Origin of the sequence: Streptomyces sp. SID12488, from assembly GCF_010548275.1 — a bacterium.
Taxonomy (GTDB): domain Bacteria; phylum Actinomycetota; class Actinomycetes; order Streptomycetales; family Streptomycetaceae; genus Streptomyces.
On record NZ_JAAGLT010000011.1, the window covers coordinates 186,546 to 213,187 of the forward strand.

26 protein-coding genes are annotated in these 26,642 nt (G+C 70.3%); 9 read left to right on the forward strand and 17 right to left on the reverse strand.

All coding sequences use genetic code 11. The features are described 5' to 3' along the window. Positions 1–70 precede the first annotated feature (70 nt). The 4 genes from G3I56_RS19415 to G3I56_RS19430 form a co-directional block, all read right to left on the reverse strand. Positions 71–973, reverse strand: a complete 903-nt coding sequence (locus tag G3I56_RS19415) for a hypothetical protein (protein WP_164410539.1) — start codon at positions 971–973, stop codon at positions 71–73. Positions 974–1,290: 317 nt separating this feature from the next. Then, complete coding sequence (locus G3I56_RS19420) at positions 1,291–1,428, reverse strand: hypothetical protein (RefSeq protein WP_164410541.1); 138 nt, start codon at positions 1,426–1,428, stop codon at positions 1,291–1,293. Between the two features lie 606 nt (positions 1,429–2,034). Continuing rightward, positions 2,035–2,286, reverse strand: coding sequence for a DUF397 domain-containing protein (locus G3I56_RS19425; protein WP_164410543.1), 252 nt, complete (start codon positions 2,284–2,286; stop codon positions 2,035–2,037). Further along, the gene (locus G3I56_RS19430; protein ID WP_343240002.1) at positions 2,283–3,101 is read right to left on the reverse strand and encodes a helix-turn-helix transcriptional regulator; all 819 of its coding nucleotides are present in this window, start codon (positions 3,099–3,101) and stop codon (positions 2,283–2,285) included. The genes G3I56_RS19425 and G3I56_RS19430 overlap by 4 nt, the downstream gene beginning before the upstream one ends. An 83-nt stretch (positions 3,102–3,184) precedes the next feature. On the opposite strand from G3I56_RS19430, the gene G3I56_RS19435 reads away from it, so the two are divergent. Together G3I56_RS19435 and G3I56_RS19440 are read left to right on the forward strand one after the other, a co-directional pair. Then, on the forward strand, positions 3,185–3,604 hold the full coding sequence (locus tag G3I56_RS19435) for a hypothetical protein (RefSeq protein ID WP_164410545.1): 420 nt from the start codon (positions 3,185–3,187) through the stop codon (positions 3,602–3,604). 26 nt (positions 3,605–3,630) lie between these two features. Next, the gene (locus G3I56_RS19440) at positions 3,631–4,314 is read left to right on the forward strand and encodes a pyridoxal 5'-phosphate synthase (protein WP_164410547.1); all 684 of its coding nucleotides are present in this window, start codon (positions 3,631–3,633) and stop codon (positions 4,312–4,314) included. On the opposite strand, the gene G3I56_RS19445 is transcribed toward G3I56_RS19440, so the two are convergent. Together G3I56_RS19445 and G3I56_RS19450 are read right to left on the reverse strand one after the other, a co-directional pair. Then, entirely contained in the window at positions 4,292–4,939 is a 648-nt protein-coding gene (locus tag G3I56_RS19445; RefSeq protein ID WP_164410549.1) for a GNAT family protein, read from the reverse strand. The two genes, G3I56_RS19440 and G3I56_RS19445, sit on opposite strands and share 23 nt — an antisense overlap. A 4-nt stretch (positions 4,940–4,943) precedes the next feature. Beyond that, complete coding sequence (locus G3I56_RS19450) at positions 4,944–5,408, reverse strand: Zn-ribbon domain-containing OB-fold protein (RefSeq protein WP_203690198.1); 465 nt, start codon at positions 5,406–5,408, stop codon at positions 4,944–4,946. Between the two features lie 189 nt (positions 5,409–5,597). On the opposite strand from G3I56_RS19450, the gene G3I56_RS19455 reads away from it, so the two are divergent. The 4 genes from G3I56_RS19455 (at position 5,598) to G3I56_RS19470 (ending at position 10,870) form a co-directional block, all read left to right on the forward strand. Continuing rightward, entirely contained in the window at positions 5,598–6,761 is a 1,164-nt protein-coding gene (locus G3I56_RS19455) for an NAD(P)/FAD-dependent oxidoreductase (protein ID WP_164410553.1), read from the forward strand. Between the two features lie 251 nt (positions 6,762–7,012). Further along, positions 7,013–9,274 (forward strand): acetate--CoA ligase family protein, encoded by a 2,262-nt coding sequence (locus G3I56_RS19460; protein ID WP_164410555.1) that lies wholly within the window; start codon positions 7,013–7,015, stop codon positions 9,272–9,274. Positions 9,275–9,302: 28 nt separating this feature from the next. Further along, positions 9,303–10,145, forward strand: coding sequence for an enoyl-CoA hydratase-related protein (locus G3I56_RS19465; RefSeq protein WP_164410556.1), 843 nt, complete (start codon positions 9,303–9,305; stop codon positions 10,143–10,145). Between the two features lie 50 nt (positions 10,146–10,195). Then, positions 10,196–10,870 (forward strand): flavin reductase family protein, encoded by a 675-nt coding sequence (locus G3I56_RS19470; protein WP_164410558.1) that lies wholly within the window; start codon positions 10,196–10,198, stop codon positions 10,868–10,870. Positions 10,871–11,000: 130 nt separating this feature from the next. Here the strand turns inward: G3I56_RS19470 and G3I56_RS19475 are convergent, their stop codons facing one another. Together G3I56_RS19475 and G3I56_RS19480 are read right to left on the reverse strand one after the other, a co-directional pair. After that, positions 11,001–11,261 (reverse strand): type II toxin-antitoxin system Phd/YefM family antitoxin, encoded by a 261-nt coding sequence (locus tag G3I56_RS19475; protein WP_164410560.1) that lies wholly within the window; start codon positions 11,259–11,261, stop codon positions 11,001–11,003. A gap of 80 nt (positions 11,262–11,341) precedes the next feature. Continuing rightward, entirely contained in the window at positions 11,342–12,595 is a 1,254-nt protein-coding gene (locus G3I56_RS19480) for an MFS transporter (RefSeq protein ID WP_343240007.1), read from the reverse strand. A gap of 185 nt (positions 12,596–12,780) precedes the next feature. Between G3I56_RS19480 and G3I56_RS19485 the strand changes: the two genes are divergently transcribed. Then, a complete protein-coding gene (locus G3I56_RS19485; protein WP_164410564.1) occupies positions 12,781–13,839 on the forward strand; it encodes a helix-turn-helix domain-containing protein in 1,059 nt (352 codons plus the stop codon). On the opposite strand, the gene G3I56_RS19490 is transcribed toward G3I56_RS19485, so the two are convergent. The 4 genes from G3I56_RS19490 to G3I56_RS19505 all read right to left on the reverse strand — a co-directional run bounded on the left by G3I56_RS19490 (position 13,741) and on the right by G3I56_RS19505 (position 18,618). Continuing rightward, on the reverse strand, positions 13,741–15,240 hold the full coding sequence (locus G3I56_RS19490) for an MFS transporter (protein ID WP_239134979.1): 1,500 nt from the start codon (positions 15,238–15,240) through the stop codon (positions 13,741–13,743). The genes G3I56_RS19485 and G3I56_RS19490 overlap by 99 nt on opposite strands. A gap of 153 nt (positions 15,241–15,393) precedes the next feature. Then, a complete protein-coding gene (locus G3I56_RS19495) occupies positions 15,394–16,443 on the reverse strand; it encodes a Zn-dependent alcohol dehydrogenase (RefSeq protein ID WP_164410566.1) in 1,050 nt (349 codons plus the stop codon). Further along, the gene (locus G3I56_RS19500; RefSeq protein ID WP_164410568.1) at positions 16,443–17,594 is read right to left on the reverse strand and encodes an acyl-CoA dehydrogenase family protein; all 1,152 of its coding nucleotides are present in this window, start codon (positions 17,592–17,594) and stop codon (positions 16,443–16,445) included. Before G3I56_RS19500 ends, G3I56_RS19495 begins: the two co-directional genes overlap by 1 nt. Before the next feature lie 109 nt (positions 17,595–17,703). After that, positions 17,704–18,618, reverse strand: coding sequence for an SDR family NAD(P)-dependent oxidoreductase (locus G3I56_RS19505; RefSeq protein ID WP_164410570.1), 915 nt, complete (start codon positions 18,616–18,618; stop codon positions 17,704–17,706). A 106-nt stretch (positions 18,619–18,724) separates the two neighbouring features. On the opposite strand from G3I56_RS19505, the gene G3I56_RS19510 reads away from it, so the two are divergent. Next, positions 18,725–19,660 (forward strand): cyclase family protein, encoded by a 936-nt coding sequence (locus G3I56_RS19510; protein WP_164410572.1) that lies wholly within the window; start codon positions 18,725–18,727, stop codon positions 19,658–19,660. Positions 19,661–20,030: 370 nt separating this feature from the next. On the opposite strand, the gene G3I56_RS19515 is transcribed toward G3I56_RS19510, so the two are convergent. The 4 genes from G3I56_RS19515 to G3I56_RS19530 all read right to left on the reverse strand — a co-directional run bounded on the left by G3I56_RS19515 (position 20,031) and on the right by G3I56_RS19530 (position 24,344). Beyond that, positions 20,031–20,579 (reverse strand): ATP-binding protein, encoded by a 549-nt coding sequence (locus G3I56_RS19515; protein ID WP_164410574.1) that lies wholly within the window; start codon positions 20,577–20,579, stop codon positions 20,031–20,033. Positions 20,580–21,093: 514 nt separating this feature from the next. Beyond that, complete coding sequence (locus G3I56_RS19520) at positions 21,094–22,008, reverse strand: acyl-CoA dehydrogenase family protein (protein WP_164410576.1); 915 nt, start codon at positions 22,006–22,008, stop codon at positions 21,094–21,096. 9 nt (positions 22,009–22,017) lie between these two features. Then, positions 22,018–23,151 (reverse strand): acyl-CoA dehydrogenase, encoded by a 1,134-nt coding sequence (locus G3I56_RS19525; RefSeq protein WP_164410578.1) that lies wholly within the window; start codon positions 23,149–23,151, stop codon positions 22,018–22,020. Beyond that, positions 23,151–24,344 carry an amidohydrolase family protein gene (locus tag G3I56_RS19530; RefSeq protein ID WP_164410580.1) on the reverse strand — a complete coding sequence of 398 codons (1,194 nt, stop codon included), beginning with the start codon at positions 24,342–24,344 and terminating at the stop codon, positions 23,151–23,153. Before G3I56_RS19530 ends, G3I56_RS19525 begins: the two co-directional genes overlap by 1 nt. 151 nt (positions 24,345–24,495) lie before the next feature. Here G3I56_RS19530 and G3I56_RS19535 point away from each other — a divergent pair, with 151 nt between their 5' ends. After that, entirely contained in the window at positions 24,496–26,070 is a 1,575-nt protein-coding gene (locus tag G3I56_RS19535; protein ID WP_164410582.1) for an AMP-binding protein, read from the forward strand. On the opposite strand, the gene G3I56_RS19540 is transcribed toward G3I56_RS19535, so the two are convergent. Next, positions 25,995–26,561, reverse strand: coding sequence for an EF-hand domain-containing protein (locus G3I56_RS19540; RefSeq protein WP_164410584.1), 567 nt, complete (start codon positions 26,559–26,561; stop codon positions 25,995–25,997). The two genes, G3I56_RS19535 and G3I56_RS19540, sit on opposite strands and share 76 nt — an antisense overlap. Positions 26,562–26,642: the final 81 nt, after the last annotated feature.

Here is a 26,642-nt window from a genome sequence, read left to right on the forward strand (position 1 = left end):
CCTTGGGTCCGAGGAGCGGGCGATCACGGCGGCGTCCGCGTGGCCGGTTGTGTCGAGAGTCGAACCGGTTTCAGCCATTGCCGTCCCTGCACCGGTTGATTGCACTGCAGCCGCGGGTATACGGGTTCGCCGCGGGCGCGGGCACGTTGAGGTAGGTGCGCCAGTCGAAGTGGGCGCCCGGGTCGGCGGCCGGGTCATAGGTGACCCGCGCCTGGCCATGGGCGGGATTGCCCATGAAGCGGTCGTACCTGAACGTCTGAGACCTGAAGTCGATCCTGCCACCGTTGTCAACTCGCGCCCTCATGCGGTACACGCGCACGCCGATGACCGCAGTGTTCGGGATGTGGTGGATGTACGCCCACTCCTGCTGGCTCGCGTAGCGCCCCAGCGTGGCGTCTCCGCGCACCTGGTCGGGGATGTACAGGGCGTTTCGCGCCATGTGGGAATCGATGACGTACACGTAACTGTCCGCCTCCACCCATCTGTTGGCGCACTGACCGGTCAGGGTCCAACCCATCCCCGGAAAGGGAGTCCACTGCGCAACCGGGCGGCCGGTCCGGCAATTGGGCTGCGCCGCCATCGAGTCGAGATTGCGGCCACCCTGGCTACGGGCGAAGACTTCCGACTCCGACAGCGCCGCGCTCGTGGAGATGTAGCCGCTGCGGGCGTTGTTGCCGCCTTGCACGTGGCGCCGGATGTCGTAGTCGCTGCCGATCGCCGTGAAGCCGTTGTTAAAGATCTCGTACGGCGACCGCGAGTCCCCGCGGTACACCTCGGACGGCAACTGCCGTTCGCTGACAGTGTCGTTGTTGGAAATGTTGGAACACGAGGAGGAGTTGCCGAAGCCTCGCGGGCAGTCCCAGAACCCTGCCGCGCTCGCCGGGCTGGTCAAGACGACGGCCTGGGTCAGGATGATCGCGACGGCGGCGAGGAGCGCCGCGAGTGCTGATATCCGGTAGCGCATCCGCCACATGGGCAGAAACGTTTCTGCTCGATTGAACATGAGCTCTCCGTGTCGGGGAGTGGTTGCGGCCGTGCCACTGCACGCACCGGTTGGAGTGCGAGAGCGTCCTCACGCGTTACCGTGCCTTCCACCTGTGTGGATGACATCGAAAATGCAGGTGAAGGGCAGACCGAAACAATGGGGGACGCACTGAATGGGTAGGCGGCCGTCCTGGGATGGGTAGGGCCGATGACGCTGGCCGCCCCGGCGGCCACTGCGGGCGACCAGATAGGGGCGGTCCCGTGAAGCACGGTGGTGGTGTGGCGACCCAGCAAGGATCTCAGGGGCTAGGCCGGGGCTTCGTGTTCGTCGGCGCTCACCCCCTGAGGGGGGTTGTTGTACTTCTGGGTGCAGGCACCGGGGGGCGACTGGGCGAACGCGCCGCCGGCCTCGGCAGCCGTACCTCCCAGCAGGGCGAGCAGCACGCTCGCGACGGTCAGTATCCGGCGGCGACCGCGGATCGGGGGCTTCCTGCGGCGTTCCGCGTCAGACGCGGAGGTCTAGTCAAGGGCGGTGGACATCATGTGCTCCCTGGCTCGTTCGAGTGTGGCCCGGGGCCGTTTCGCCCCGATGCCGACAGGAAACCGGCCGTCCGTATCAGTGGGCTCTCAGTCGAATCACAGCTGCCTGACAGACGGAATTGACACTCGGTCGTGAGAAAGCCGGGCGTCCGCGGGATCAGGGTCGCCGATCCGGGCGTCCTCACCTGCCTCGGCCGGCCTGCGAGCCGACCGGGGGACTGGGCCCGCCACCTGTCCGGGAACCCGGTGGGGCGGTCACCGATGGCGCGGTGGCGAGGGAGTCCGGATCAGGCGTCACCACCCGTCCTCGGACTCCCTCGCTTCATGGCTTACGCGCCGGCGAGCCCCCTGGCGTCAGCCATCCAGCCGATGCGGGCGTGCCGGAGCCACTCGTCTCGACATGCGGTCGGGCACGGTGCTGGTCCCGGCAGGGCGCGCGGACACCGGATGGTGCGGTAGCCCTCTTCCAGCAGCCTTCACCCCCACGGAGTGGCCCGACGGACGCGTACGTCAGCCGACGGTACGGAGGAATGTCGTCCAGGTGACGGGCGCGACGGCGAGGGTGGGCGCGTCGGCGTCGAGGCTCAGGTTCTTGGAGTCGCGGATGTGGATGGTGTGAGGGCAGGCGGCTATTTCGACGCACGCTCCGCCCTCGTTGTTGCTGTAGCTCGACTTCCGCCAGGTGTAGGCGACTTCGAGGCAGGCCTCGCCCTCGGCGTTGCTGTAGCTGGATTTGAACCAGGCAAGTTCGGTCGTGTTCACAAGTCTCCCGCCTTCCGCTCGATGAGCTCCTCGGACTCCCAGGGGGTGAGGGCCTGGGCCCGCAGGATGCCGAAAAGATCAAACAGTGCGTTCGTCTCCTCCGGCTTGTGGATCAACCTACTGCCGCCGTACGCCTCCACGTACACGAGATTTCGCCCCTCCTCGTCACACATCAGCTGCAACGACCCGTTCGTCCCGGGGTGTGTGTGCCGCTTGGTCGGCATCACCTGAACGGTGAGGTGCTGACGCATCGCCCGGATGCACTCCAGGATGTGCATCAGCTGTTCCCGCAACGCCTCCTCGCCTCCCAGATTCCGCTCCAGCACCGACTCCTCGATCACGTAACCCACGATCGGCGACGGAGTACGCCTCAGCACTGGCTGCCGTTCCAGTCGAGCCGTGACAAGCCGCTCGACCTCCCCCTCGGTGTACGCCGGTCGACGCCCTTCGTGCAACGCCTGCGCATATGCCTGGGTCTGGAGCAGTCCCGGAATCAGCATGTTCTCGTAGGCGCTGATCATGAGAGCCTTCCGCTCCATCCGCACCCAGCTCACGAACTCAGGCGGATACTTCTCCTCCTCCATCATCTCGATGCAGGCGATGATCGCGCCCCGCGCGTCGAGCCCCCGGTCCGCGTCCCGCAGGAAGTCGATCGGCGGAATCCGCTCACACCGCTCGTACGACCCGTACGTCGACTCCGCGACCAGCAGCACATCCGCCGCCTGCTTCTGGGTCAGTTCCAGGCGGCCCCGTGAGATCCGCAGCAGCTCCCCCACAAGCTTCCGCTCCTTCGACACCTCACCGTTCGATCCCACAACGACCACCGTCCTCCCCACAACCACTGAAGTGCACCGCGTCCTGCTGGTCACGCTACGTATTCAGCGCAACCCTTGTGGTTATGACGAGCAAACTCCCCCCGAATTGGGTCCCCAAGTCCGGCCTTCAACTACGTCTCGCCGGGGTCCAGTTCGACGCCGTCCGCGTGGACGGGGTACGCGGCGAGGCAACGGTGCACCACCTCCTGACCCTGACCGACGGACGGCCCGGCCCCGTCGTACGCGAGGTGGGAGGTGGGAGGTGGACGTACTTCCTGCTCGCGCCCGGGGAGAGCGCGGAGTACGAATGGCCACCGGGGGCGCGGAGGTTCGCGAGGTCGGCGGCGCAGGCCGAGTACGTCGGGGTACCGGCGGCCGAGGGCAACACGTACCCCCTGAGCTGGCGTTGCGGGGCGCCGGAGGTGGGGGAGTTCGTGGACGCGGAGTTGCTTCACGGGCTGCTGATGGCGCAGCTCGCGCACGGCTGCCAGGGCCCTGAGTGACCCTCGTACCGGCGATACTTCGTCCCATGGAACCGGAACCGGATCTTCATGACCTGCTCAGGACCCTGCGGGTGTGGTCCCCCGAGGTCACGACCCTCCCCGCCTTCGACCCGGACACGGCACCGCCCGATCCGCTCCCCCTCTTCACCGCCTGGTTCGCGGAGGCGGTGGCCGCCGGGCAGCCCGAGCCGCACACCATGTCCCTGGCGACGTCGGACGCGGACGGCCTGCCCGACGTACGCACCGTGATGCTGCACGGCGCGGACACCGACGGCTGGTCCTTCGCCTCGCACTCCGGGAGCGGCAAGGGCCGGCAACTGGCGGCGCGACCGTACGCGGCACTCCACTTCTACTGGCCTGCACTGGGCCGCCAGATCCGGCTGCGGGGCCCCGTGGAGTCCGCCCCCTCCCCCGAGGCACAGGCCGACCTGCACGCCCGCTCGACGGGAGCACTGGCCGCCGCGCTGACTGGCCGCCAGAGTGAGGTACTGGGCTCGGTGGCCGAGTTGGAGCGCGTCTCGCAGGATGCCTGGGAACGGGCGCAGCGCGAACCGGACGCCCCCGCCCCGACCTGGACCCTGTACCGGCTGCGCCCGGACGAGGCCGAGTTCTTCCAGGGAGACGCCCAGCGCCGCCACGTACGACTCAAGTACCGCCGTACGGATGGGAGTTCGCCTGCGGGTTGGCTCAGGGAGTTGCTGTGGCCGTAGGCGTGGTCGGCTCCTGATCGAACTCCGGCTCCGGGTCCTGGGCGATCCGGCCGTGCAGGTGCACGTCCCGGAAGACGTCCTGGCGCTGCTCCTCGAACATCGCGCCCCGCAGGGTCCCCTCGTACCGGAAACCGCAGCGTTCGGCGACGTGGCAGGAGGCGTCGTGGCCGATGGCGTGGCCGAGCTGCAGACGGTTCAGGCCGAGGACGTCGAAGGCCCAGCGCGTGCCGAGGGCGAGGGCGCGGGTGGCGACGCGCCTGCCGCGGGCCTCGGGGAGGACCCAATAGCCGATGTGGGCGCCGCGCATGAAGGGGTCGATGTCGTTGAAGCCCAGGTGGCCGAGTATCGCGCCGGTGACGACGTCCGTGACGCAGAAGGACACCCGGGTGCCGTCCGCCGCGGTCCCGGAACGGGCGCCGAGGGAGTCGCGGGCGCTGTCGAGGTCGGTGACCGGCTTCATCGGGGTGTTCCAGCGCTGGAAGTCCGGGTCGGTCAGCCCGCGCAGCCACGCGTCGACGTCGATGTCGGAGTCCGCGCGCCACTGCCTCAACCGGAGTCCTCGACCGAGCAGCTCGGGAAACTCGGGGACGGGGTGGGCGTGGGACCGGTCATGGATATGGGCCATCACCCTATTGAAGCCCGTACGGCTGTACGACCCCACCCCTGGGACGGAATACGGGCACACCCTCCCGAAAAGCCACCTCCAGCCCCATCCCGACCCGCAGCCCGCCTTCCACACCGTCCACACTTTCCGTAGCGTCCACCACCTCCGTCATCATCCGGGGCCCCTCGTCGAGGTCGACGACAGCGGCCACGTACGGGGTGCGCTCCCCGAAGGGCGGTAGGTCGTTACGGTGCACGACGGACCAGGTGTAGAGGGTGGCCAGTCCGCTCGCGGCCTCCCACACCACGTCCTCGCTCCAGCAGTGCGGGCAGAACTCCCGGGGATAGTGATGAGCCCGCCCGCACGCCCCGCACCGCCGCACGAGCAGCCGCCCCTCGGCCGCCGCGTCCCAGTAGGCCCGCGTGAAGGCGTCGACCTCGGGGATGTCGAACCGGCCGCTGCCCGTGCCCCTGTCCGTGCCCACGCTCATACCCATGGCCCCCTGAGGACTGTCCGTATCTGACGGTACGTCAGTTCAGTATGGCCTCACCGAGCCCCCCACAACCAGGCCTCCCGCGCCACAGGACCCGCCCGCCTTCCCCACCGCCGTGATCAATCCGCAACCGATTCCGGGCTTGACCGAGACCTAACAAGTGACCAGGTGCATACGCTCAGGCACATGGCCGACTCACCGACATCGTCACCGTCTTCGACCGCCCCCGTGTACGTCATCGGCGGTGGACCAGGCGGTCTCGCCGTCGCGTACGCGTTGCGGGCCCAGGGTGTGCGGGCTGTCGTGCTGGAGCGGGGCGATCAGGTCGGGTCGTCCTGGCGGCGCCACTACGACCGGCTGCATCTGCACACCACCCGGCGGCTGTCCTCGCTGCCGGGGCTGGCGATGCCGCGCTCGTTCGGGCGGTGGGTGGCGCGGGACGACGTGGTCCGGTACCTCGAGAAGTACGCCGAGTTCCATGAGCTGGAGGTCGTCACCGGCGTCGAGGTGTCCCGGGTCGAGCGGACCGCCGACGGCACCGGCTGGCTGCTGCACGCCACCGGCGGGCGCGAACTGACCGGCAGCGCGGTCGTCGTCGCCACCGGCACCAACCACACACCCCGGATCCCCGACTGGCCCGGGCGCGACGCCTACCGCGGCGAGCTGCTGCACGCGGGCCAGTACCGCAACGCCGAGCCCTACGCCGGCCGCGACGTCCTCGTCGTCGGGATCGGCAACACCGGCGCCGAGATCGCCGTCGACCTGGTGGAGGGCGGGGCCTCACGGGTACGGCTGTCGGTGCGTACCGCCCCGCACATCGTGCGGCGGTCCACGGCCGGCTGGGCGGCCCAGTTCACCGGCATCGTCGTACGACGGCTGCCGGTGCGCCTCGTCGACCGGCTCGCCGGGCCGATGGCCAAGCTGAGCGTGCCCGACCTGTCGGCCCACGGGCTGCCCCGCCCCGACACCGGGCTGTACTCGCGCGTGACCGCCGGCTCGATCCCCGTCCAGGACGTCGGCCTCATCGACGCCGTACGGAAGGGGCGCGTCGAGATCGTGGCCGCCGTCGAGGGGTTCGAGGACGGGAAGGTCGTCCTCGCCGACGGCGAGCACCTCGAACCGGACGCCGTCATCGCCGCCACCGGATACCTCCGGGGCCTGGAAGGCCTCGTCGGCCACCTCGACGTACTCGACGCACGCGGCAAGCCGGTCGTCCACGGGCCCCGCACCCCGAAGAACGCGCCAGGCCTCTACTTCACCGGCTACACCAACCCCATCAGCGGAATGTTCCGAGAAATGGCGATCGACGCGGTGCGCATCGCGAAGGCGGTCGCACGGCACAGGCGGTGACACGGGCACCCGCACGACCACCCGTACGAGCATCCGTAAGACCACCCGCACAGACGATGCCAGACCTCACCTCCTGAGTGATCGCCGTCAGCGAGCTTTCCCGAACTCCCCACCGCAGAAGAGGAAAAGAGGCCCGGCACCGGAACGGCCAACCACAGGTTCTGCGTGCACAGCAGTTCCTGACGGAGTGTCAGTTCAGTAACCTGACACTGCGTCAGTTAATTGGCTGTCACACAGGAGCGGGCGGACCGATGCTTGGATCAACCCACGGCACCCTCACCACCGACTCCCGCCGGGCCCGGGTCATCGCCTGCGGTGAGCAGCCCTCGCCTGTCGTGCACGGCAGGCCCGCCGATGTCGACGACCTCGACGTCAGCGGCCGGCCGCTGTACTCCGGCGTGCCCGATCTCGACCGCTTCTTCCGGCCCGAGTCCCTGGCGGTGATCGGTGCCTCGGACGCCGAGGGGCGGCCGAACACCGGTATCACCCGGCAGTTGCTGGCGTGGGCCGAGCGGGTCGGTGCCCGGCTGCACCCGGTGCACCCGACCCGCGAGTCCGTCTTCGGCATACCCTGCTTCCCCTCCGTCGCGGACCTGCCCGAGCAGATCGATCTCGCCGTACTCCTGGTCGCCGACCCCCTTCCCGTGGTCGAGCAACTCGCCGAGGCCAAGGTGAAGTTCGCCGTCGCCTTCGCCTCCGGGTTCGCGGAGACGGGCGAGGCGGGCGCGGAGGCACAGGCCCGCCTGTCCGCCGCGGTCCGACGCTCGGGCCTGCGGCTGCTCGGCCCGAACACCAACCTCAACGCCTTCGAGAACTTCCGCGAGGACCTCGACGGCCCGGCGATCGCCCTGATCACCCAGTCCGGCCACCAGGGCCGTCCCGTCTTCGCCCTCCAGGAACTCGGCATCCGCCTCTCCCACTGGGCCCCCACCGGCAACGAAGCCGATCTGGAGACCGCCGACTTCATCTCGTACTTCTCCGAACGGCCCGAGGTGGGCGCCATCGCCTGCTACGTCGAGGGTCTGAAGGACGGCCGCTCCTTTCTCCTCGCCGCCGACCGGGCCGCCCGGCGCGGAGTACCCGTCGTCGCGGTCAAGGTGGGCCGCACCGAGACCGGCGCCCGCACCGCCGCCTCCCACACCGGCAAACTGACCGGCGCCGACAAGGTGGTGGACGCGGCGATGCGGCAGTACGGAGTGATCCGCGTCGACGGACTCGACCAACTCCAGGACACCTCGGCCCTGTTGGCCCGCGCCCGCCGTCCGCTCGCCGACGGGGTCGCCGTCTATTCGATCTCGGGCGGCACGGGCGCGCACTTCGCGGACCTGGCGACCGAGGCCGGACTGAACCTGCCGCAGCTGTCCTCCGACAAGCAGACCGAGCTGCACCAGTGGATACCCGACTACCTGAACGTGGCCAACCCGATCGACAGCGGCGGGCATCCGGTCGGCGACTGGCGCGGCCGGAAGATCATCGACGCGATCCTCGCCGACCCGGCGGTGGGCGTCCTGGTCTGCCCCATCACCGGCCCCTTCCCCCCGATGAGCGACAAGCTCGCGCAGGATCTCGTGGACGCGGCCGAGCAGACGGACAAGCTGGTGTGCGTGATCTGGGGCTCGCCGGTCGGCACGGAGGCGGCGTACCGCGACACCTTGCTCGGCTCCTCCCGCGTGGCCACCTTCCGCACCTTCGCGAACTGCGTGACAGCTGTCCGCGCCCACCTCGACCACGCCCGGTTCACCGCCTCCTACCGCTCCCCCTTCGACGAGGCACCGCGCACCCCGTCGCCCAGTTTCCGCAAGGCGCGGGCGCTGATGCGGCCGGGCCAGGCGCTGAGCGAGCACGCCGCCAAGCTGCTGCTGCGCGCGTACGGAATCCGGGTGCCGCGCGAGCAGTTGGTGACCAGCGCGGCGGCGGCCGTCCGGGCGGCGGGGCTGGTGGGCTACCCGGTGGTGATGAAGGCGTCGGGCGGCGAGATCGCGCACAAGACGGAACTCGGGCTGGTGAAGATCGGGCTGACCTCGGCCAGCCAGGTCCGGGACGCCTATCGCGAGCTGACCGACATCGCGCGCTACGAGGGCGTGGACCTGGACGGCGTACTCGTGTGCCAGATGGTCGAGCGGGGCGTCGAGATGGTCGTCGGCGTCACGCACGACGACCTGTTCGGCCCGACGGTGACGGTGGGGCTCGGCGGCGTGCTCGTGGAGGTGCTCCAGGACACCGCCGTACGCGTGCCGCCCTTCGGTGAGGTCCAGGCACGGGACATGCTGACCGAGTTGCGCGGGCGCGCCCTGCTGGACGGGGTCCGGGGGCGCCCCCCGGCCGACCTGGACGCGCTCGTCGAGGTCGTCATGCGGGTGCAGCGCATGGCGCTGGAACTCGGGGACGAGCTGGCGGAGCTCGACATCAACCCGCTGATGGTGCTGCCCAGGGGGCAGGGAGCGGTGGCGCTGGACGCGCTGGCGGTGTGCGGCCCGGGTCCGGGCCGGGACACCGACCAGCCATTGCCCTAGCCACCACAAGAGACGGAGCGGCACCCCCATGATTTCCTCCCCCGAAGAACCCGATACGCCCGAAAAATCCGTTGAGTCGATTGAGTCATTGGTACTGCACGCCACTGACAATCAGGTCTCGTGGATCACCCTCAACCGGCCCGAATCCCTCAACGCCATCACCCCTGAACAGCGAGAACGCCTCATCCAGCTCTTCTCGGACGCCTCCGCCGACCCCACCGTACGAGCCGTCGTCCTCACCGGCACGGGCCGCGGCTTCTGCACGGGCGCGGACCTGCGGGGAGGCGGACAGGCCGCCGGGGAGCGGATCGCCGGTGATGTGGCCCGAGTCATCCGCCTGGGCGCCCAGCGCCTGATCTCATCGATCCTCGACTGCGAGAAGCCGGTCATCGCGGCGGTGAACGGTACGGCGGCCGGCCTCGGTGCCCACCTGGCCCTCGCCTGCGATCTGGTCCTGGCCGCCGAACAGGCCCGTTTCATCGAGGTGTTCGTGCGGCGCGGGCTGGTCCCGGACGGCGGCGGGGCATACCTGCTCCCCCGTCTGATCGGCCCGCAGCGCGCGAAGGAGCTGATGTTCTTCGGCGACGCGCTGACGGCCCCGGACGCCGAGCGTCTGGGCCTGGTCAACCGGGTCGTACCGGCCGAGGACCTCCACAAGACGGCCCGCGAATGGGCGGAGCGCCTGGCCACCGGTCCGACCCGCGCCCTCGCCCTCACGAAGCAGCTCGTCAACGCCTCCCTCGACTCCGACCGCGCGACCGCCTTCGCCGCCGAGGCCGCCGCCCAGGAGATCAACATGACGACGGCGGACGCGCAGGAAGGCGTCGCGAGCTTCATGGAGCGTCGCAGCCCGCACTACAACGGGAGCTGACTGCCTTGCGGGGCTTCACTTCTGACGCTCCGTCAGTTCCAATGGAACGCATGTTGGGACAAGCGGGAATGGCGGCGGCTGCCGTCCGGTATCTCAGGTCGGCCGGGTCACCGACAGTGGCGTCCACGGTCGCGAGCCCCGTCGAGGCGCTGCCCCGGCCGGACTTACGGGCGGTCGGTGAGGACGAGCGGGCACCGGTCGCCCCGGCCGAATTCCGGCGCGTACTGGGCAACTTCGCGACCGGCGTCACCGTCATCACGGCACCTGCCGCCGAAGGCGAGAGCGCCCCCGCCGGCTTCGCCTGCCAGTCCTTCGCCGCCCTCTCCCTCGAACCGCCCCTCGTCGTCTTCATGGTCGGCCGTACGTCGAGGACATGGCCGCTCATCGCGCGCGCCGGCGTCTTCTGCGTCAACGTACTGGGCGCCGACCAGGACGAGTTGTGCCGGGGGTTCGCGAGGAGCGGCACGGACAAGTTCGCGGGGGTCGACTACGACGCGTCCCCGGTCTCCGGCTCCCCACGCCTCACGGGCGCCGCCGCCTGGGTCGACTGCACGATCCACGCGGTGCACACGGGCGGCGACCACTTGATCGTCGTAGGCCGGGTGGAGGCGCTGGGGACGGGCGAGAGCGAAGGCACTCCGCTGCTGTTCCACCGTGGGCGGTTCACCCGACCCGGGGGCGACCAGGACGCCCCCGGACAACCTCCGGCCTCCACAACGGCCTGACGTCGGCGGCACGTGCCGTACAAGGGGGCGGCGCGGACTTTGAGCCTGGGTTGACACGGCACGGCCAGGCGCCGGTCCGGTCCGTATGAAAACCCGGTCGCTGTCGATCAGGGCGCTTGGAAGCATTCCGTCATGAACACCCAGTGTCGACCCGCTCCTCGCCCTCGAACACCTCGTCCGCCTCCGCACGCATCTGTGCGTAGTCCACACGCGGAAGCATGAGATGTCGGGCGACCAACTGCTCGGCGCTCGGCCTGCACCGACCCGTCAGCGGACGCAGTTCGGCGACCTCTATGCCGTTGCGTGTGACGCGGTACGTCTCACCGGCCGCGACATCATCGATGACGGCGGCGGAGTTGTCGCGGAGCTCACGCTGAGAGATCGTCTTCACATGCCAAGCGTGGCCCCGCGCGTCTCAGTGCGCTACGCCTTTCGTCCGCGGCGGATGCGTGCTGACCACGCCGGAATCCCTCAGGCCGGCGCTCCCACCACCCGAGCCGGCCCGCGCCGCCGTATCACCAGCGCCATCAGCGCCGCAGCCGCGCACAGCGCGCCCGACGCGTACCAGACCACGTCGTACGAGCCGAAGACGTCCCGGGCCAGGCCGCCCAGGAAGGCGACGAGAGCCGCGCCGACCTGGTGGGAGGCGAGGACCCAGCCGAAGACGATCGCGCTGTCGTCGCCGTAGTGCTCGCGGCACAGGGCGATGGTGGGCGGGACCGTGGCGACCCAGTCGAGGCCGTAGAAGACGATGAAGAAGATCATCGGGGGGTGGACGGACGGCGCCATCAGCATCGGGAGGAACAGGAGCGAGACGCCGCGCAGCGCGTAGTACACCGCGAGGAGGCGGCGCGGGTCGTAGCGGTCGGTGAACCAGCCGGAGGCGATCGTGCCGACCACGTCGAAGACGCCGACGACCGCGAGCAGTGAGGCGGCGGCCGTGATGGGCATGCCGTGGTCATGGGCGGCGGGCACGAAGTGGGTCTGGATCAGGCCGTTGGTGGAGGCCCCGCAGATCGCGAAGGTGCCGGCGAGGAGCCAGAACGGGCCGGTGCGGACCGCCGACAGCAGCACCTTGACCGTCCGTCGTGCGGCGCCCTGCACTGGGGGCGGTTTCGGTACGAACTCCTGCGCCCCGTAAGGCTTCAGGCCTACGTCCGCCGGGTGGTCGCGCAGCAGCAGCCAGACGAAGGGGATGACCGTCAGGGCGGCCAGGGATACCGTCACCGCCGCCGGGCGCCAGTCGTACGTCTCGATGATCCATGACAGCAGGGGCAGGAAGATCAGTTGGCCGGAGGCCGAGGCCGCGGTCAGGATGCCCGTCACCAGGCCCCGGCGCTCGGTGAACCAGCGGTTGGTGACCGTCGCCGCGAAGGCGAGCGCCATCGAGCCGGTGCCCAGGCCGACCAACAGGCCCCAGCACAGCATCAGTTGCCAGGCGGCCGTCATCCACACGGTCAGACCGGAGCCGAGCGCGATGACCGCGAGGGCGACCGCGACGACCCGCCGGATGCCGAAGCGGTCCATCAGCGCGGCGGCGAAGGGCGCCGTCAGCCCGTACAGCGCGAGGTTGATGGAGACGGCGGCCCCGATCGTGCCCCGTGACCAGTCGAATTCGTCGTGGAGCGGATCGATGAGCAGCCCTGGCAGGGACCGGAAGGCGGCGGCGCCGATGATCGTCACGAACGCGACGGCGGCGACGAACCAGGCACGGTGGATATGGATGGGGAGGCGCGGGGTCCGGCCGGGCTTCCGGAGGCGACCGGAGGTATCAGCGGTCTCGGTCGCAGCGGCGGCGGCATCGGGCGCATCGGGCGTCTGTCTGGAGGTCGTCGTCACGCTGTCAAGCTTCCGACCTGCCAACTCTCCGAACGAGTGGCCGGAAGGACAGCATTCGCTAGGATCGGGCCATGCCTCTGGCCCCGAAATGCACTCAGAGAGACACCAAGGCCGACCCTGACTTCCGCCCCCACCGTGTCGTCGTCCTCGCCCTGGACGGCGTGCTGCCCTTCGAGCTGGGCATCCCGCACCGCATCTTCGGCCGCCCCAGGGACGCCCTGCGCCGACACCTGTACGAGGTCGTGACCTGCTCGATCCGCCCCCCGGGACCGGTCGAGACCGACGCCGACTTCGCCATCCAGGTCGCCCACGGCCCGGAGGTGCTGGCCACCGCCGACACCGTGATCGTCCCGGCGTCGTACGAACTCGGCCCGGTCTTCGAGGAGGGCGTGCTGACCGACGAACTGGCCGTCGCCCTCGCCCACATCCGGCCCGGCACCCGGCTCGCCTCCATCTGCACCGGCGTGTACGTGCTCGCCGCAGCCGGCCACCTCGACGGGCGCCCGGCCACCACGCACTGGGCCGACGCCGAGCACCTCCAGCGGCTCTTCCCGAAGATCAGGGTCGACGCCGACGTCCTGTACATCGACGACGGCGACGTGCTGACCTCGGCCGGCGTCGCGGCCGGGATCGACCTGTGCCTGCACATGGTGCGCCGCGACCACGGCACCGCCGTCGCCAACGAGGTGGCCCGCCGTACGGTCGTACCGCCCCACCGTGCCGGCGGGCAGGCGCAGTACATCCAACGCCCGGTTCCGGAGCCTCAGTTGGCGAGCACGACCACCGCCCGCGCCTGGGCGCTCGGCCGCCTCCACGAACCGCTCCAGCTGCGCGACATGGCCGAGCAGGAGTCCATGTCGGTGCGTACGTTCACACGCCGGTTCCGAGAGGAGGTCGGTGTCAGCCCCGGCCAGTGGCTCACCCAGCAGCGAGTGGAACGGGCCCGGCACCTCCTGGAGTCCACCGACCTCTCCGTCGACCAGGTGGCCCACGACGCGGGCTTCGGCACGGCCCAGTCGATGCGGCAGCACCTACAGGCGACCCTCGGCGTCACCCCCACCACGTATCGCCGCACCTTCCGGGCGGGCAGCGTCGGAGCGGCAGGGGGCGGCGACCGGATCGCGACTTGAGCCGAGAGGCCCTGCCGGGTCGGTAGGCCCTACCGAGTCGAGAGGCCCCACCAGGTCGGCAGGCCCTGCCGGGTCGGCAGGCCGCCCTACCGAGCCGACTGGCCCTACCGCGTCGGCACGACCGGCGGTTACGACCCTGCCGTCCCCGCGTGCCGCCGACCGGTCACCGGAGCGCGTCTCGCCCCACCAGCCGACGGCCGTCAGCACCAGCGTCAGGGCCACCCCGGCCAGGACGGCCGTGGACGGTGTCGTCACCTGGAGCAGGGCGCCCGCGAGCGAACCCGCCGCCGCGTAACCCGCACCGGCAGCCGCGTACATGACCGAGTAACCCGCGGCCAGGGCGCTCGCCGGAAGCGCATCGCGCAGGGACAGGTTTCGGGTGACCAGAGCGCACGACTGGAGCATGCCGCCCACGGCCAGCGCGGCGGCGATCCCGGCCTTGTCCGGTGTCAGCGCGGCGACGGCGACACAGCCGGACATCCCGCCGATCAGGACCACACTGCGGGTGCGCAGCCGTCCCGGCCAGGCCCGGAGGCCGTAGAGGAACGCGCCGAGTCCCGCGCCCACCGCCATGCCCGCCAGTATCGGGCCGGACCAGCCGACGCCGATGCCGCGCTGTTCGAGGAGCGCGGGCAGGACGAGTTCGGCCAGGCCCAGCAGGGTGAGGCTGGCGGCGCCGGTGACGTACACCGGCCAGGCGCCCGTCAGGAGCCCGAGCAGCGAATGGCCCGCACCCTTCTTTCCCGGCCCGCTCGCCATTCCCTGAGCGCTCGCCTCTCCTTGAGCGCTCCGCTCTCTCTGCGCGCTCTCCTCTCCCCGCGCGTCGTCCGCCTCCCAGCCGGCCGGGAGAAGCCACAGGCCCGCGACCGACGCGGCCATCAGGGCGGCGCCGAGGAGCAGCGGGAGGCGCGGTGCCACGCCCAGCGCCAGGCCGGTGACAGCGACCGGTGAGACGGCCCAGATGCCCGACATCAGCATCGACTCGGTGGACATCGCCTGTGCCACGGCCCGCGCCGGAACCAGGTCGGTGAGCATCGCGCGCAGTCCGCCCGCGACCGCGGCCGGAGCGCCGCCGGCCACGAACGCGAACGCCGCGAGGACCACGGGATGCGCGGTGGGAAACACCCCGAGTGCCGTGAACCCGGCGGCTCCGGCCACGAGGGCAGCGGCAAGTTGCGGACGGGCCCGGTCGGGACGCAGTCGCAGGCCGATGGCCGGAGCGCCGACGATCTCGCCGAGCACGAACGCGGCGGCGAGCGCGGCGCCCAGGGCATAGCCGCCCGGTCGTTCGCGCACCAGGAACACTACGGCCAGCGGGGCCATGGCGACCGGCATCCGGGCACCGACGGAGGTGCAGGCCCAGATCAGGACCTGCTTCGAGGCGACGTCGCGGTAACTCATGGCACGACGCTAGGCGGCGGCACCGACAAAGCCCCAGGGAGTTTCCGCAGCCTGTGGAAAATTCCCGCCATGCCCCGGACAAGACCGGAGGACACCGAAGTCATCGAAGTCGCCGGAGCCGCTCAAGGGAACGCCCGCACCCCCCCTCAGCGCTCAGAAGGTCAGCACCCCCCGCGCCACCCGCCCCGCCTCCGCGTCCCCGACCGCCTTCTCGAAGTCCTCGACCGGATATGTCTCGGTCACCAACTCGTCGAGCAGCAGCCGCCCTTCGCGGTACAGGTCGGCGTAGAGCGGGATGTCCCGCTGGGGGCGGGAGGAGCCGTAGCGGCAGCCGAGGATCGACTTGTCCAGGAACATCGACGAGACGACGAAGGACGCCTCCGCCGTGGCCGAGGGGACACCGAGCAGGACCGCCTGGCCGTGCCGGTCGAGCAAGTCGACTGCCTGGCGGATGAGTTCGACCCTGCCGACGCACTCGAAGACATGGTCCGCGCCCGTCGGCAGCACCTCCCGCACACCCTCCGTCGAGGTCAGGAAGTGGGTTGCGCCGAACCGCCGCGCCATCGCCTCCTTCGCCGGGTTGGCGTCCACGGCGACGATCCGTGCGGCGCCCGCGATCCGCGCGCCCTGGAGGACGTTCAGCCCGACCCCGCCCGTACCGATCACCACGACGCTGTCCCCGCGGTCCACCCGGGCCCGGTTGAGCACGGCGCCCACTCCGGTCAGCACCCCGCACCCGATGAGCGCGGCCGACGGCATCGGGATGTCCTTCGGGATGCGTACCGCCTGGACGGCCTTCACCACCGTGCGTTCCGCGAAGGCCGAGTTGGACGCGAACTGGAACACCGGCCGCCCGCCCCGCGTGAACGGTCTCCCCGGCCGCCCGATCGACTGCCGGCACATGGTCGGCCGCCCCCGGTCGCACTCCGCGCACGCACCACAGTTGGCGAGCGTCGACAGAGCCACATGGTCCCCGGGCACCACATGCGTGACACCGGCCCCGACGGCCTCCACCACACCCGCGCCCTCATGGCCGAGCACGACAGGCACGGGGAAGGGGATGGTCCCGTCCACCACGGACAGGTCGCTGTGGCACAGCCCCGCCGCCGAGATCGCGACCAGCACCTCCCCGGCTCCCGGATCCCTCACCTCCAGATCGTCGACGACCTGGATCTGCTTACCGTCGAACAGCACACCGCGCATCAGACGACTCCCTTGGGCTCCCTGGGCAGACCGAGCACGCGCTCGGCGATGATCGTGCGCTGGATCTGGTCGGAGCCGCCGTAGATCGTGTCGGCCCGGGAGAACATGAACAGGTGCTGCGCGTCGTCGAGTTCGTACGGCGCCCCGGCCGACCACTCCGTCGGCCCGACCCCGGCCTCCGCGCCCCGCACGAGCATCGCCAGCTCCCCCAGCCGCTGATGCCACCCGCCCCACAGCAGCTTGGCCACGCTCGGCGCCCCGGCGTCCCCCGAACCGCCCAGTGTGCGCAGGGCGTTCCAGCGCATCACCCGCAACTCGGCCCACTGCCGCACAAGTCGCTCCCGTACGACGGGATCGGCCACCGCGCCACTGTCGACGGCCGCCCGGACCACACGTCCCAACTCCCCTGCGAACCCGATCTGTTGGGCGAGCGTGGACACCCCCCGCTCGAACCCGAGGAGACTCATCGCGACGCTCCAGCCGGCGCCCTCGCCGCCGACGAGGTGCTCCGCGCGCGCGTGGGCCCCGTCGAAGAAGACCTCGTTGAATTCGCTGGTCCCGGTCAGCTGCCGGATCGGCCGGACCTCGATCCGCCCCGGCTGGTCCATCGGAACGAGCAGAAAACTGAGCCCGTGATGACGCACCGACCCCGCTTCCGTACGGGCGAGCACGAAGCACCAGTCCGCCTCATGAGCGAGGGACGTCCAGATCTTCTGTCCGGTGATCCGGTACGTGCCGTCAGTGGCCCGCTCGGCCTTCGTGCTCACCCCGGCGAGGTCGGACCCCGCCCCGGGCTCGCTGTACCCCTGACACCAGAGCTCCTCGCCCGCCGCGACCGGCGGCAGAAACCGGGCACGCTGCTCATCGGTACCGTGCGCGAGGAGCGTCGGAGCGAGCAGATTCTCCCCGATGTGCCCGGACCGCGTCGGCGCCCCCGACCGGGCGTACTCCTCGGCCCAGACGACCTGTTGGGTAAGACTCGCGGCCCGATTCCCGAACCCGGACTCCCCCCACGAAAGCCCGATCCACCCGGCCTTCCCAAGAATCCGCTCCCAACTACGCCGATCAAGAGCCCCATCAACATGCCCACCAAGCCAACTCCGGGCTTCCGCCCGAAACTCCTCATCACCGACGCTGACCCCAAAGTCCACAGACCTCTCCTCTCAACACCGGCGCCCACACACACCCACCCAGGGGCGCGGGGAACTGCGCGACAAGCCACAGGCGGCCCGCACCCGCCAAACCACCCGCACCCCCGAGCTACTGGGCGTTGGGCCGATCCCCATCCCGCGCGGCACGCTCCATCTCCTCCAACCGCACAAGCATCGGCATCGGATCCACCCCCACAGACCCCGGCAGAAACTCCGCGATCCGATCAGGCGTCCAACCGCCGGAGGCGTACGCCGCCCGCAACTCCCTCGGCTGCGCCCACACCGCGATCTTCGGCCCCGCGACCGTGTACACCTGCCCGGTGATCCGCTGCTCCTTCGCCCGGTCGGACAGCAGATACACGACCAGGGCCGCCACATCCTCCGGCTCCCCGATCTCCGCCAGCTCCATGGGCACGTTCGCCGACATCCGCGTACGCGCGACCGGTGCCACCGCGTTGGCGGTCACCCCGTACTTGTGGAGCCCCAGCGCGGCGCTCCGTACGAGCGAGATGATCCCGCCCTTCGCGGCGCTGTAGTTGGCCTGTGACACCGACCCCTGGTGGTTGCCGCTGGTGAAGCCGATGAGCGTCCCGGCCCGCTGCTTCCGCATGACCGCGGACGCCGCCCGGAACACGGTGAACGTGCCCTTCAGGTGAGTGGCGACGACCGGATCCCATTCCTCCTCGGACATGTTGAACAGCATCCGCTCGCGCAGGATCCCGGCGACGCACACGACACCGTCCAGGCGCCCGTACGACGACAGCGCCACGTCCACGACCCGCTGGCCGCCGGCCATGGTGGACACGTCGTCGGCGACTGCGACCGCCTCGCCGCCCGCCGCCTCGATCTCCTTGACGATGCCCTCGGCGATCTCGCTCGTCGGCGAGGCGCCGTCGATGGAGACGCCGTAGTCGTTGACGACGACCCGCGCTCCCTCGGCCGCCGCGCCCAGCGCCACCGCCCGGCCGATCCCCCGGCCCGCGCCCGTCACGGCGACGACCTTTCCTGCCAAGAAGTTCCCCACGTCCGGCCCCTTCCCGCGGTTTCTGACGGACCGTTAGATTTTATGTCCCGGCGGATATCCGGAGGCAAGCCCCGGGAGCGACCGGACTCCAGGAAGGACCGGACTCATGTCATTGCCGGCCGAGTTCCACGCCATCGCCAAACGCGTGAACAACTGGGGGCGTTGGGGGGCGGACGACGAGATCGGCACCCTCAATCTCATCACCGACGCCGTCGTACGCGCCGCCGCCGCGACCGTCCGCACGGGCCGTCGCGTCCCCCTCGCCCTCCCGCTCCAGCAGGACGGCGTCCAGACGGGCGCGATTCCGGGCCGGGTGAACCCCGTGCACGCCATGGTCCAGATCAACCAGGAGATATTCGGGCCGCCGGGCGGCGGAACCGTCGCGACCAGCGACGACGTCGTGACCCTGGGACTCCAGTGCGCGACCCACTGGGACGCCCTCGCGCACGCCTCCCACTCCGGGAGGCTCTACAACGGGCGTCCGGCGGCGACGATCACGGCCCACGCCGGCGCCGAGTTCGTCGGCATCGACAAGGCTCGGCACATCGTCTCGCGCGGGGTGCTGCTGGACGTGGCCCGCGCGCGGGGCGTCGACCGGCTCGACGGGGGGCACGCGGTCACCCCGGAGGACCTGGACGCGGCGGAGGAGCTGGCGGGCACGCGCGTGCGTGCCGGTGACATCGTGCTCGTACGGACCGGGCAGATCCAGGTGTACCTGGCCGGGGACAAGCACGCGTACATGTATCCCTCGCCGGGACTGTCGATCCGTACACCGGAGTGGTTCCACGCGCGGGATGTCGCGGCGGTCGCGAACGACACGCTCACCTTTGAGATATTTCCGCCAGAATCGAATGATCTGTGGCTGCCCGTACACGCGCTCGACCTGGTGGAGATGGGGATGCCGCAGGGCCAGAACTGGAATCTCGAAAAGTTGTCCACAGCCTGTGGACAAGAAAACCGGTACGAGTTCCTGCTGTCGGCGACACCGGAACCGTTCACGGGCGCCACGGGCAGTCCCGTGGCGCCCGTGGCCGTCCTCTAACCCCCCGACCCTGCCGGCCGGCGGCGCGCCATTGCCCACCCCAAGTACGGCATCGCGCGCCGCCTCCCGCCTTCGGCGTTCCCACTCCGCCCCCCACCCCTGAAGGAGCCGACGCCGAACACACGAACCGCACTCGCCGAGGGCCCCGTCACCGAACCCTCGCCGTCCCCTCACGGCGGATCGCGCTGAAACAAGCGTGTTCACGCGGTCACGTCACGTCAACACCCGTTCGGGGATTTATCGCTTACGCACCTTTTGCGACAACCGCGCACGGGGGCACACCCCGGCGCACCGCACCGCACCAGGCCCACGAACCCGGACATTTCTGCACCCGTGCCCCGCCGAGCGCCGCATCGGCAGGACTTCCGGATCAGACGGCTTCGTACGCCGCCATGCCCCCGTACGCGGACGAAGTACCGGCGGTGGCGGCCGTGACAGCCGCCGCGACCACCGGGGCGGCGACCGAACTCCCGCTTCCACACGGCACCGGAGCCGGACAGCGGTCCAGTTCGCACCAGATGCGCTTGCCGACACCCTCGGTGCTCCACCCCCACCGGTCGGCGAGCCCGTCGACCAGCTCCAGCCCGCGCCCGTTGGTCTCGTCGCCCTCGGCATGCCGGGGCACGGGGGGACAGGGGCTCAGGTCGACGACCTCCAGCCGCACGAGCCCGCCGGCCACGCCCCCGGCGCCGGACCGCGGTCCGCTCACACCCTCGAACGACAGCCGCAGCAACGCCGGACACCCGGTGTGCACCACCGCGTTGGTGACCAGCTCGGAGACGAGGAGGATCAGCGTCTCGGCCAGCGGCTCGTCGTCCGCCACCCCGGACCCGGCAAGCCGGGACCGCGCCCATCTCCGGGCCCGCCCCACCTCTGCGGGGTCGGGCCGGATCTCCAGCTGCACTTGAAGCACCTGCACCGCTCACACCATCCGAACCGGCGGACACATCGCCTCGCGCCGCACGAGGGCCACGATCGTAGCCATTTTCTGCATGCCCAGAACAACGGTTGGGCCAACGGCCAGATCGGGGATCACGGAACGTGATTCCCTTACGAGAAAGCATGGTTGACGTACAGTCACGCCAACAAGCGCTTCGGGCATATTCCAACGCGAAGGAGTACGCCTGCGGCATACTGTGCGACGCTCACCGCGGGGAGTCGAACAGGCGGGTGAGGAACTCCGATCCGCCCCACGAGCGGCGCACACCGCCGAATCCGGGGCCGCCTCAGGGGCAACACCGGGATGGCTCGACCTCGGAACCACTCGCATGCCACAGAAGGTACCGGAGCGAACACGTGACTCCGGGCCGTGACGAGTCGCTCGTAGGACACAACCCGGTATCGACGTTCAGTGATCTCACAACAGCTCGGTCACATTTCGATCGCGCCACGATCGGCGACACCAATCCGGCCAGTCCGGCTCCGGCCGCCGGTCAGCGCGCCTCGACCAGTAACGCGGCGGCGAGCACCTCCTCACACTCCGTCACCGAGCCGGGCCGCCGGGCCCGTAGCCACGCCCGCTTCAGATACAGATGGACGTCCGACTCCCAGGTGAAGCCCATCCCACCGTGCACCTGCAGGCAGTCGCGGGCCCCGCGCACGGCGGCCTCGTCGGCAAGCAGCCGGGCCGCCGCGATGTCCGCCGGATCGACGGTGACGGCAGCCGCGTACACCGCCGCCCGCGCCACCTCGACCCGCACCAGGATCCCGGCGCACAGCTGCTGCACCGCCTGGAAGGCCCCGATCGGCCGCCCGAACTGCTCACGGGTCCGGGCGTGTTGCGCGGCCAGCTCACACACCCGGGCGGCGGTACCGAGCTGTTCGGCGGCGGTGAGGAGTGAGGTCAGGAGTACGTCCGTACGGTCGCCGGAGTCCGGATCGGCCACCCGGTGAAGGGGCGTGAGCGGATCCACCGACCGCATGGGCACCGCCCCGGCCGCGTCCCCTCGTACGACGTCGGCCGCCTCCAGCCACTCCACCACGCCGCCGGCGTCGACGACGGTCACCACCGCTTCCCCCGTCGCCGCCCCCGGCACCTCCCCCGCCGCGAGATGCGTGGCGATCAGCGGGCCCGGCAGCAGTACGCGGCCCGCCTCCTCGAACGCCAACACCGCCTCGGGCAGCCCGAGTCCGACCCCGCCCGCCGCCTCCGGCAACCGCAGCGAGAAGAACCCGGCGGTCCCCAGCTCCCGCCACAGCCCACGGTCCAGCTCGGGTATCCCAGGTGTCCCGCGTACCTCCTCGACCTCCATGGCCGCCCGCAGCCGCTCGCGCCCGAACCGCGCCGCCAGCAGCCCTCGTACGCCCGCCCGCAACGCCCGCTGGTCTTCTGTGAGTTGAAAACGCATGTGCGAATGTCACCGTCCTTTCGGCAGCCCGAGAACGCGTTCGGCCACGATGCTGTGCTGGATCTGGGAGGTGCCGGCGGCGATGGTGTACGACAGTGAGGACAACCGGTCGAGCACCCAGGGCTGTTCGGGATCCAGCGCCGCACCGCCCTCCCCCAGGACCTCGGCGGCAGCCTCGTACAACTCCTGCCGGGCGTGCGAGTACCGCAGCTTGAAGACCGACCCGCCGACCCCGGGCACTCCCTCGCTCGCCCCGCTCACGTTCCACTGCGTCAGCCGCCACAGCGCCCGGAAGTCGGCGTTCAGCCGCCCGAGCCGCCGCCGCAGTACGGGGTCGTCCCAGCGCCCGTTCTCCCGCGCCGCCAGGGCGAGTTCGCCCAGCACCCGGCGGCAGGCGACGACCTCCCCGACGAACGCCGTACCGCGCTCGAAGGACAGCGTCACCATCGTCACGCGCCAGCCGTCGTTCTCCTCGCCGACCCGGTTGCCGACCGGCACCCGGACCTCGTCGAGGAAGACCTCGGCGAACTCGTTCGACCCGGCGAGCGTGCGCAGCGGCCGTACGGTGATGCCCGGCGCGTCCATGGGCATGGCGAGCCAGGTGATCCCGCGGTGCTTGGGCGCGTCCGGGTCCGTCCGCACCAACAGCTCGCACCAGTCGGCGACTTCGGCGTGCGAGGTCCAGATTTTCGACCCGCTCACCACGTAGTTGTCGCCGTCGCGCCGCGCGCGGGTGCGCAGCGCCGCGAGGTCGGAGCCGGCGTCCGGTTCACTGAACCCCTGGCACCAGACCTCCTCACCACGCAGCACCGGCGGCAGCCAACGGGCCTTCTGCTCCTCGGTCCCCTCGGCGGCGATGGTCGGGCCGGCGTGCAGCAGTCCGACGAAGTTCGCGCCGACGTAGGGCGCACCCGCCTTCTCCGTCTCCTCCAGGAAGATCATCCGTACGGCGGGGTCGGCGCCCCAGTGGACCTCGCCGTACCCGGCGTCGTACAGCGTCCGCTGCCAGCCGAGGTCGTACGCGCGCCGCCCCGGCCAGTCGTCGGGCGAGGGCTTCGCCGGCAGCGAGGGGAGCGCCTTGGCCAGCCACTCCCTCAACCGCGCGCGGAACTCAGCCTCTTGGGGAGTGTCTGAGAGGTCCACTACTTGTCCAGGTCGAGGCCGAGCATGCGGATGGCGTTGCCGCGCATCAGCTTGTAGACGGTCTCGTCGTCGAGGCCCTTCATATGGTCGAGGGCGACCTCCTTGGTGTGCGGGAAGGTCGAGTCGACGTGCGGGTAGTCGGTCTCGAAGGTGGCGTTGTCCCGGCCGACGACGTCGATCGAGGCGACGCCGTGCTTGTCGCGGAAGAAGCAGCAGAAGATCTGCCGGTAGTAGTACGTCGATGGGGGTTCGGGGATCAGATCCCTGACCCCGCCCCACGCTCGGTGCTCTTCCCACACGTCGTCGGCGCGCTCGAGTGCGTACGGGATCCAGCCCATCTGCCCTTCGCTGTAGGCGAGTTTGAGCGTCGGGAACTTCACCAGGACCCCGGAGAAGAGGAAGTCCATCATCGACGCCATCGCGTTGTTGAAGCTCAGCGAGGCCTGTACGGCGGGCGGCGCGTCCGGGGAGGCGGCGGGCATCTGGCTGCTGCTGCCGATGTGCATGTTGACGACCGTCCCGGTCTCCTCGCACACCGCGAAGAACGGGTCCCAGTAGCCGGAGTGGATCGACGGCAGTCCGAGGTGCGTCGGGATCTCGGAGAACGTGACCGCCCGTACCCCGCGTGCCGCGTTGCGCCGGATCTCCGCGACCGCCAACTCGATGTCCCACAGCGGGATCAGGCACAGCGGGATCAGCCGGCCGCCGCTGTCGCCGCACCACTCCTCCACCATCCAGTCGTTGTAGGCGCGCACGCACGCCAGCGCGACCTCCTTGTCGTGGGCCTCGGCGAAGGTCTGCCCGCAGAACCTCGGGAAGGTGGGGAAGCAGAGCGAGCCCTCGACGTGGTTGAGGTCCATGTCCGCGAGCCGGGCCTTGGGGTCCCAGCAGCCGCGCCGCATCTGCTCGCGCGTGATGCCGTCGAGGGTCATCTCGTCCCGGGAGAACCCGACGGCCGCGATGATCCGCTTGTACGGGAACTGCAGGTCCTCGTACTGCCACCAGTCGGTGACCGGGCCCTCGGGGTCGGTCGTGATCCGGTATTTGCCGCCCACGTAGGCGAGTTCGCCGATGCCGGCGGTGAAGGACTTCGGCCCCTTGTCCCGGTACTTGGCCGGCAGCCAGGTCTCGAAGAGGTGCGCGGGTTCGATCACGTGGTCGTCGACGCTGATGATGCGGGGCAGTTCGGTCATGAGTCCCCTCCGCCTGGCCAGGTGGTGATTATCTGACGGACCGTCAGTTCTTGGCACCTCTAGAAGGTTAGTCCCGCACCTATGGACCGACAAGGCGCCAAGCCCTACGCTCCCCGCACAATCTGATGGTCCGTCAGTTACTGGGGGCAATGTGAACGCCGTCGACACCGCACTCGCCCTGGGTTCGGCCCGTACCCTCTGGGAACTGGTGGCCCGGCGCGCCGAACTCACCCCCGACCGGCCCGTCCTCCTCCAGGACGACCGCTCCCTCACCTTCGGCGAACTCCGCGCCCGCTCCGAACGGGTGGCCGCCGGGCTGTACGACATGGGCGTACGCCCCGGCACGGTCGTCGCCTGGCAGTTGCCCACCCGTATCGAGACCGCCCTGCTCTCCTTCGCGCTGGCCCGCCTGGGCGCCGTGCAGTCCCCGGTCATCCCCTTCTACCGGGACCGCGAAGTCGGCTTCGCGCTACGGGAGTCGAAGGCGGAGTTCTTCGCGGTGCCGGGCGTGTGGCGCGGCTTCGACCACACGGAGATGGCGCGGCGGCTCGGCGCGAAGGGCGTCTTCCAGGCGTACGACAGCGACGAACTCCCGGACGGGGAGCCGTCGTTGCTGCCGCCCCCGCCCACCGACGGCACCTCGGTCCGCTGGATCTACTGGACCTCGGGCACGACTTCCGACCCCAAGGGCGTGCTCCACACGGACCGTTCGCTCATCGCGGGCGGCTCGTGTCTCGCGCATGCGCTGCGGCTCACCGAGTCCGACGTGGGCTCGATGGCCTTCCCGTACGCCCATATCGCCGGCCCCGACTACACGGTGATGCTCCTGCTGTACGGCTTCCCGGCGGTGATGTTCGAGCAGTTCGCGCTGCCGGACGCGCTGGAGGGCTACCGCAAGCACGGGGTGACCGTGGCCGGCGGGTCCACCGCCTTCTACTCCATGTTCCTCGCCGAGCAGCGCAAACAGCCGGGCGTTCCGGTGATCCCGTCCCTGCGGCTGCTCGCGGGCGGCGGGGCGCCGAAGCCGCCGGAGGTCTACCACTCCGTCGTACGCGAGATGGGGGTGGAGCTCACGCACGGGTACGGGATGACCGAGGTGCCGATGATCACCATGGGGGCGCCGGACGACACGGCCGAGAACCTCGCGACGACGGAGGGGCGTCCGCCGGAGGGGATGGAGATACGGGTGGTGGAGGGCGAGGTGCGGCTGCGGGGCGAGGCCGTGTGCCAGGGGTATCTGGACCCGGCGCAGACCGCCGAGGCCTTCGACGAGGACGGCTTTCTGCGCACCGGTGACCTGGGATTCCTCACCGGGAGCGGGCACTTGGTGCTCACCGGGCGACTCAAGGACGTGATCATCCGCAAGGGCGAGAACATCTCGGCCAAGGAGATCGAGGACCTGCTGCACACGCATCCGGGGGTGGGCGACGTCGCGGTGGTGGGCCTGCCGGACACGGAGCGCGGGGAGTTGGTCTGCGCGGTGGTGGAACAGACGGCAGGGTCAGGTGAGTTGACCCTTGCCGCGCTGACCTCCTACCTGCGCTCGGAAGGACTGTCCGTGCACAAGCTGCCGGAGCGGCTGGAGGTGGTGGACGCCCTTCCGCGCAACGATGCCCTGCGGAAGGTGCTCAAGTACAAGCTGCGCGAGCGCTACGCGGAGCCTTCCTCGGAGCCGGAGCCGGAGCCGGAGTCGGCGCCGTCGTCCGAGTCGGAGACGTCGAAGTAGCGGGCGAACGCGTCGACGATCTCCGTCTCGCCGACCCTGCCGTCGGCATCGGTGTCGAGCGTCGCGGCGGCCGTGGCGGCGATGTCCTCGGGCACGCCGAGGGCCTTGAGGACGCGCTCGGTGTCCGCGAGGGTCGCCGCGCCGTCGCCGTCCAGGTCCGCGACGGCCAGGGCGGCGCGCAGGAAGGGGCGGGCGATCTCGGCGAACCGGGCGGGGTTGTCGTGCAGCCGCTTCACGGCGCCGTACACGAACTCGTCGCGGGTGATCCGCTGGTCACCGTCCCGGTCCGCGATTCCCGCCATGCCCTGCCAGAAGGCCTCGGCGCCGCTGTAGAGGGACTGGCCCTTGTCGGACCGGGCGGGGGTGCCGAACTCGGCGAGCAGCGCCTTGGCCGCCACACTGAAGTCCACCCGGTCGATGTAGCCGTTGCCGTCCTGGTCGAACGTGGTGAACCGGGCGGCGATCTTCCGTCCGTACTCGGAGTTGACCATGTCTGTCGGGCCTGCCTTACGTCTGCGTCCTGCGCCTGCGTCTTACACGCTTTACGTTGCGACTCGCCTCTGCGTCTCAAC

Bases quoted from the DNA above. Each gene is read 5' to 3' on its own strand.
- G3I56_RS19415 (WP_164410539.1), bottom strand. From the start codon at position 973: ATGTGGCGGATGCGCTACCGGATATCAGCACTCGCGGCGCTCCTCGCC.
- G3I56_RS19460 (WP_164410555.1), top strand. From the start codon at position 7,013: ATGCTTGGATCAACCCACGGCACCCTCACCACCGACTCCCGCCGGGCC.
- G3I56_RS19510 (WP_164410572.1), top strand. From the start codon at position 18,725: ATGTCATTGCCGGCCGAGTTCCACGCCATCGCCAAACGCGTGAACAAC.
- G3I56_RS19530 (WP_164410580.1), bottom strand. From the start codon at position 24,344: ATGACCGAACTGCCCCGCATCATCAGCGTCGACGACCACGTGATCGAA.
- G3I56_RS19540 (WP_164410584.1), bottom strand. From the start codon at position 26,561: ATGGTCAACTCCGAGTACGGACGGAAGATCGCCGCCCGGTTCACCACG.
- G3I56_RS19490 (WP_239134979.1), bottom strand. From the start codon at position 15,240: ATGAGTTACCGCGACGTCGCCTCGAAGCAGGTCCTGATCTGGGCCTGC.
- G3I56_RS19440 (WP_164410547.1), top strand. From the start codon at position 3,631: ATGGAACCGGAACCGGATCTTCATGACCTGCTCAGGACCCTGCGGGTG.
- G3I56_RS19495 (WP_164410566.1), bottom strand. From the start codon at position 16,443: ATGCGCGGTGTGCTGTTCGACGGTAAGCAGATCCAGGTCGTCGACGAT.
- G3I56_RS19520 (WP_164410576.1), bottom strand. From the start codon at position 22,008: ATGCGTTTTCAACTCACAGAAGACCAGCGGGCGTTGCGGGCGGGCGTA.
- G3I56_RS19445 (WP_164410549.1), bottom strand. From the start codon at position 4,939: ATGGCCCATATCCATGACCGGTCCCACGCCCACCCCGTCCCCGAGTTT.
- G3I56_RS19470 (WP_164410558.1), top strand. From the start codon at position 10,196: ATGTTGGGACAAGCGGGAATGGCGGCGGCTGCCGTCCGGTATCTCAGG.
- G3I56_RS19450 (WP_203690198.1), bottom strand. From the start codon at position 5,408: ATGAGCGTGGGCACGGACAGGGGCACGGGCAGCGGCCGGTTCGACATC.
- G3I56_RS19455 (WP_164410553.1), top strand. From the start codon at position 5,598: ATGGCCGACTCACCGACATCGTCACCGTCTTCGACCGCCCCCGTGTAC.
- G3I56_RS19435 (WP_164410545.1), top strand. From the start codon at position 3,185: ATGACGAGCAAACTCCCCCCGAATTGGGTCCCCAAGTCCGGCCTTCAA.
- G3I56_RS19485 (WP_164410564.1), top strand. From the start codon at position 12,781: ATGCCTCTGGCCCCGAAATGCACTCAGAGAGACACCAAGGCCGACCCT.
- G3I56_RS19465 (WP_164410556.1), top strand. From the start codon at position 9,303: ATGATTTCCTCCCCCGAAGAACCCGATACGCCCGAAAAATCCGTTGAG.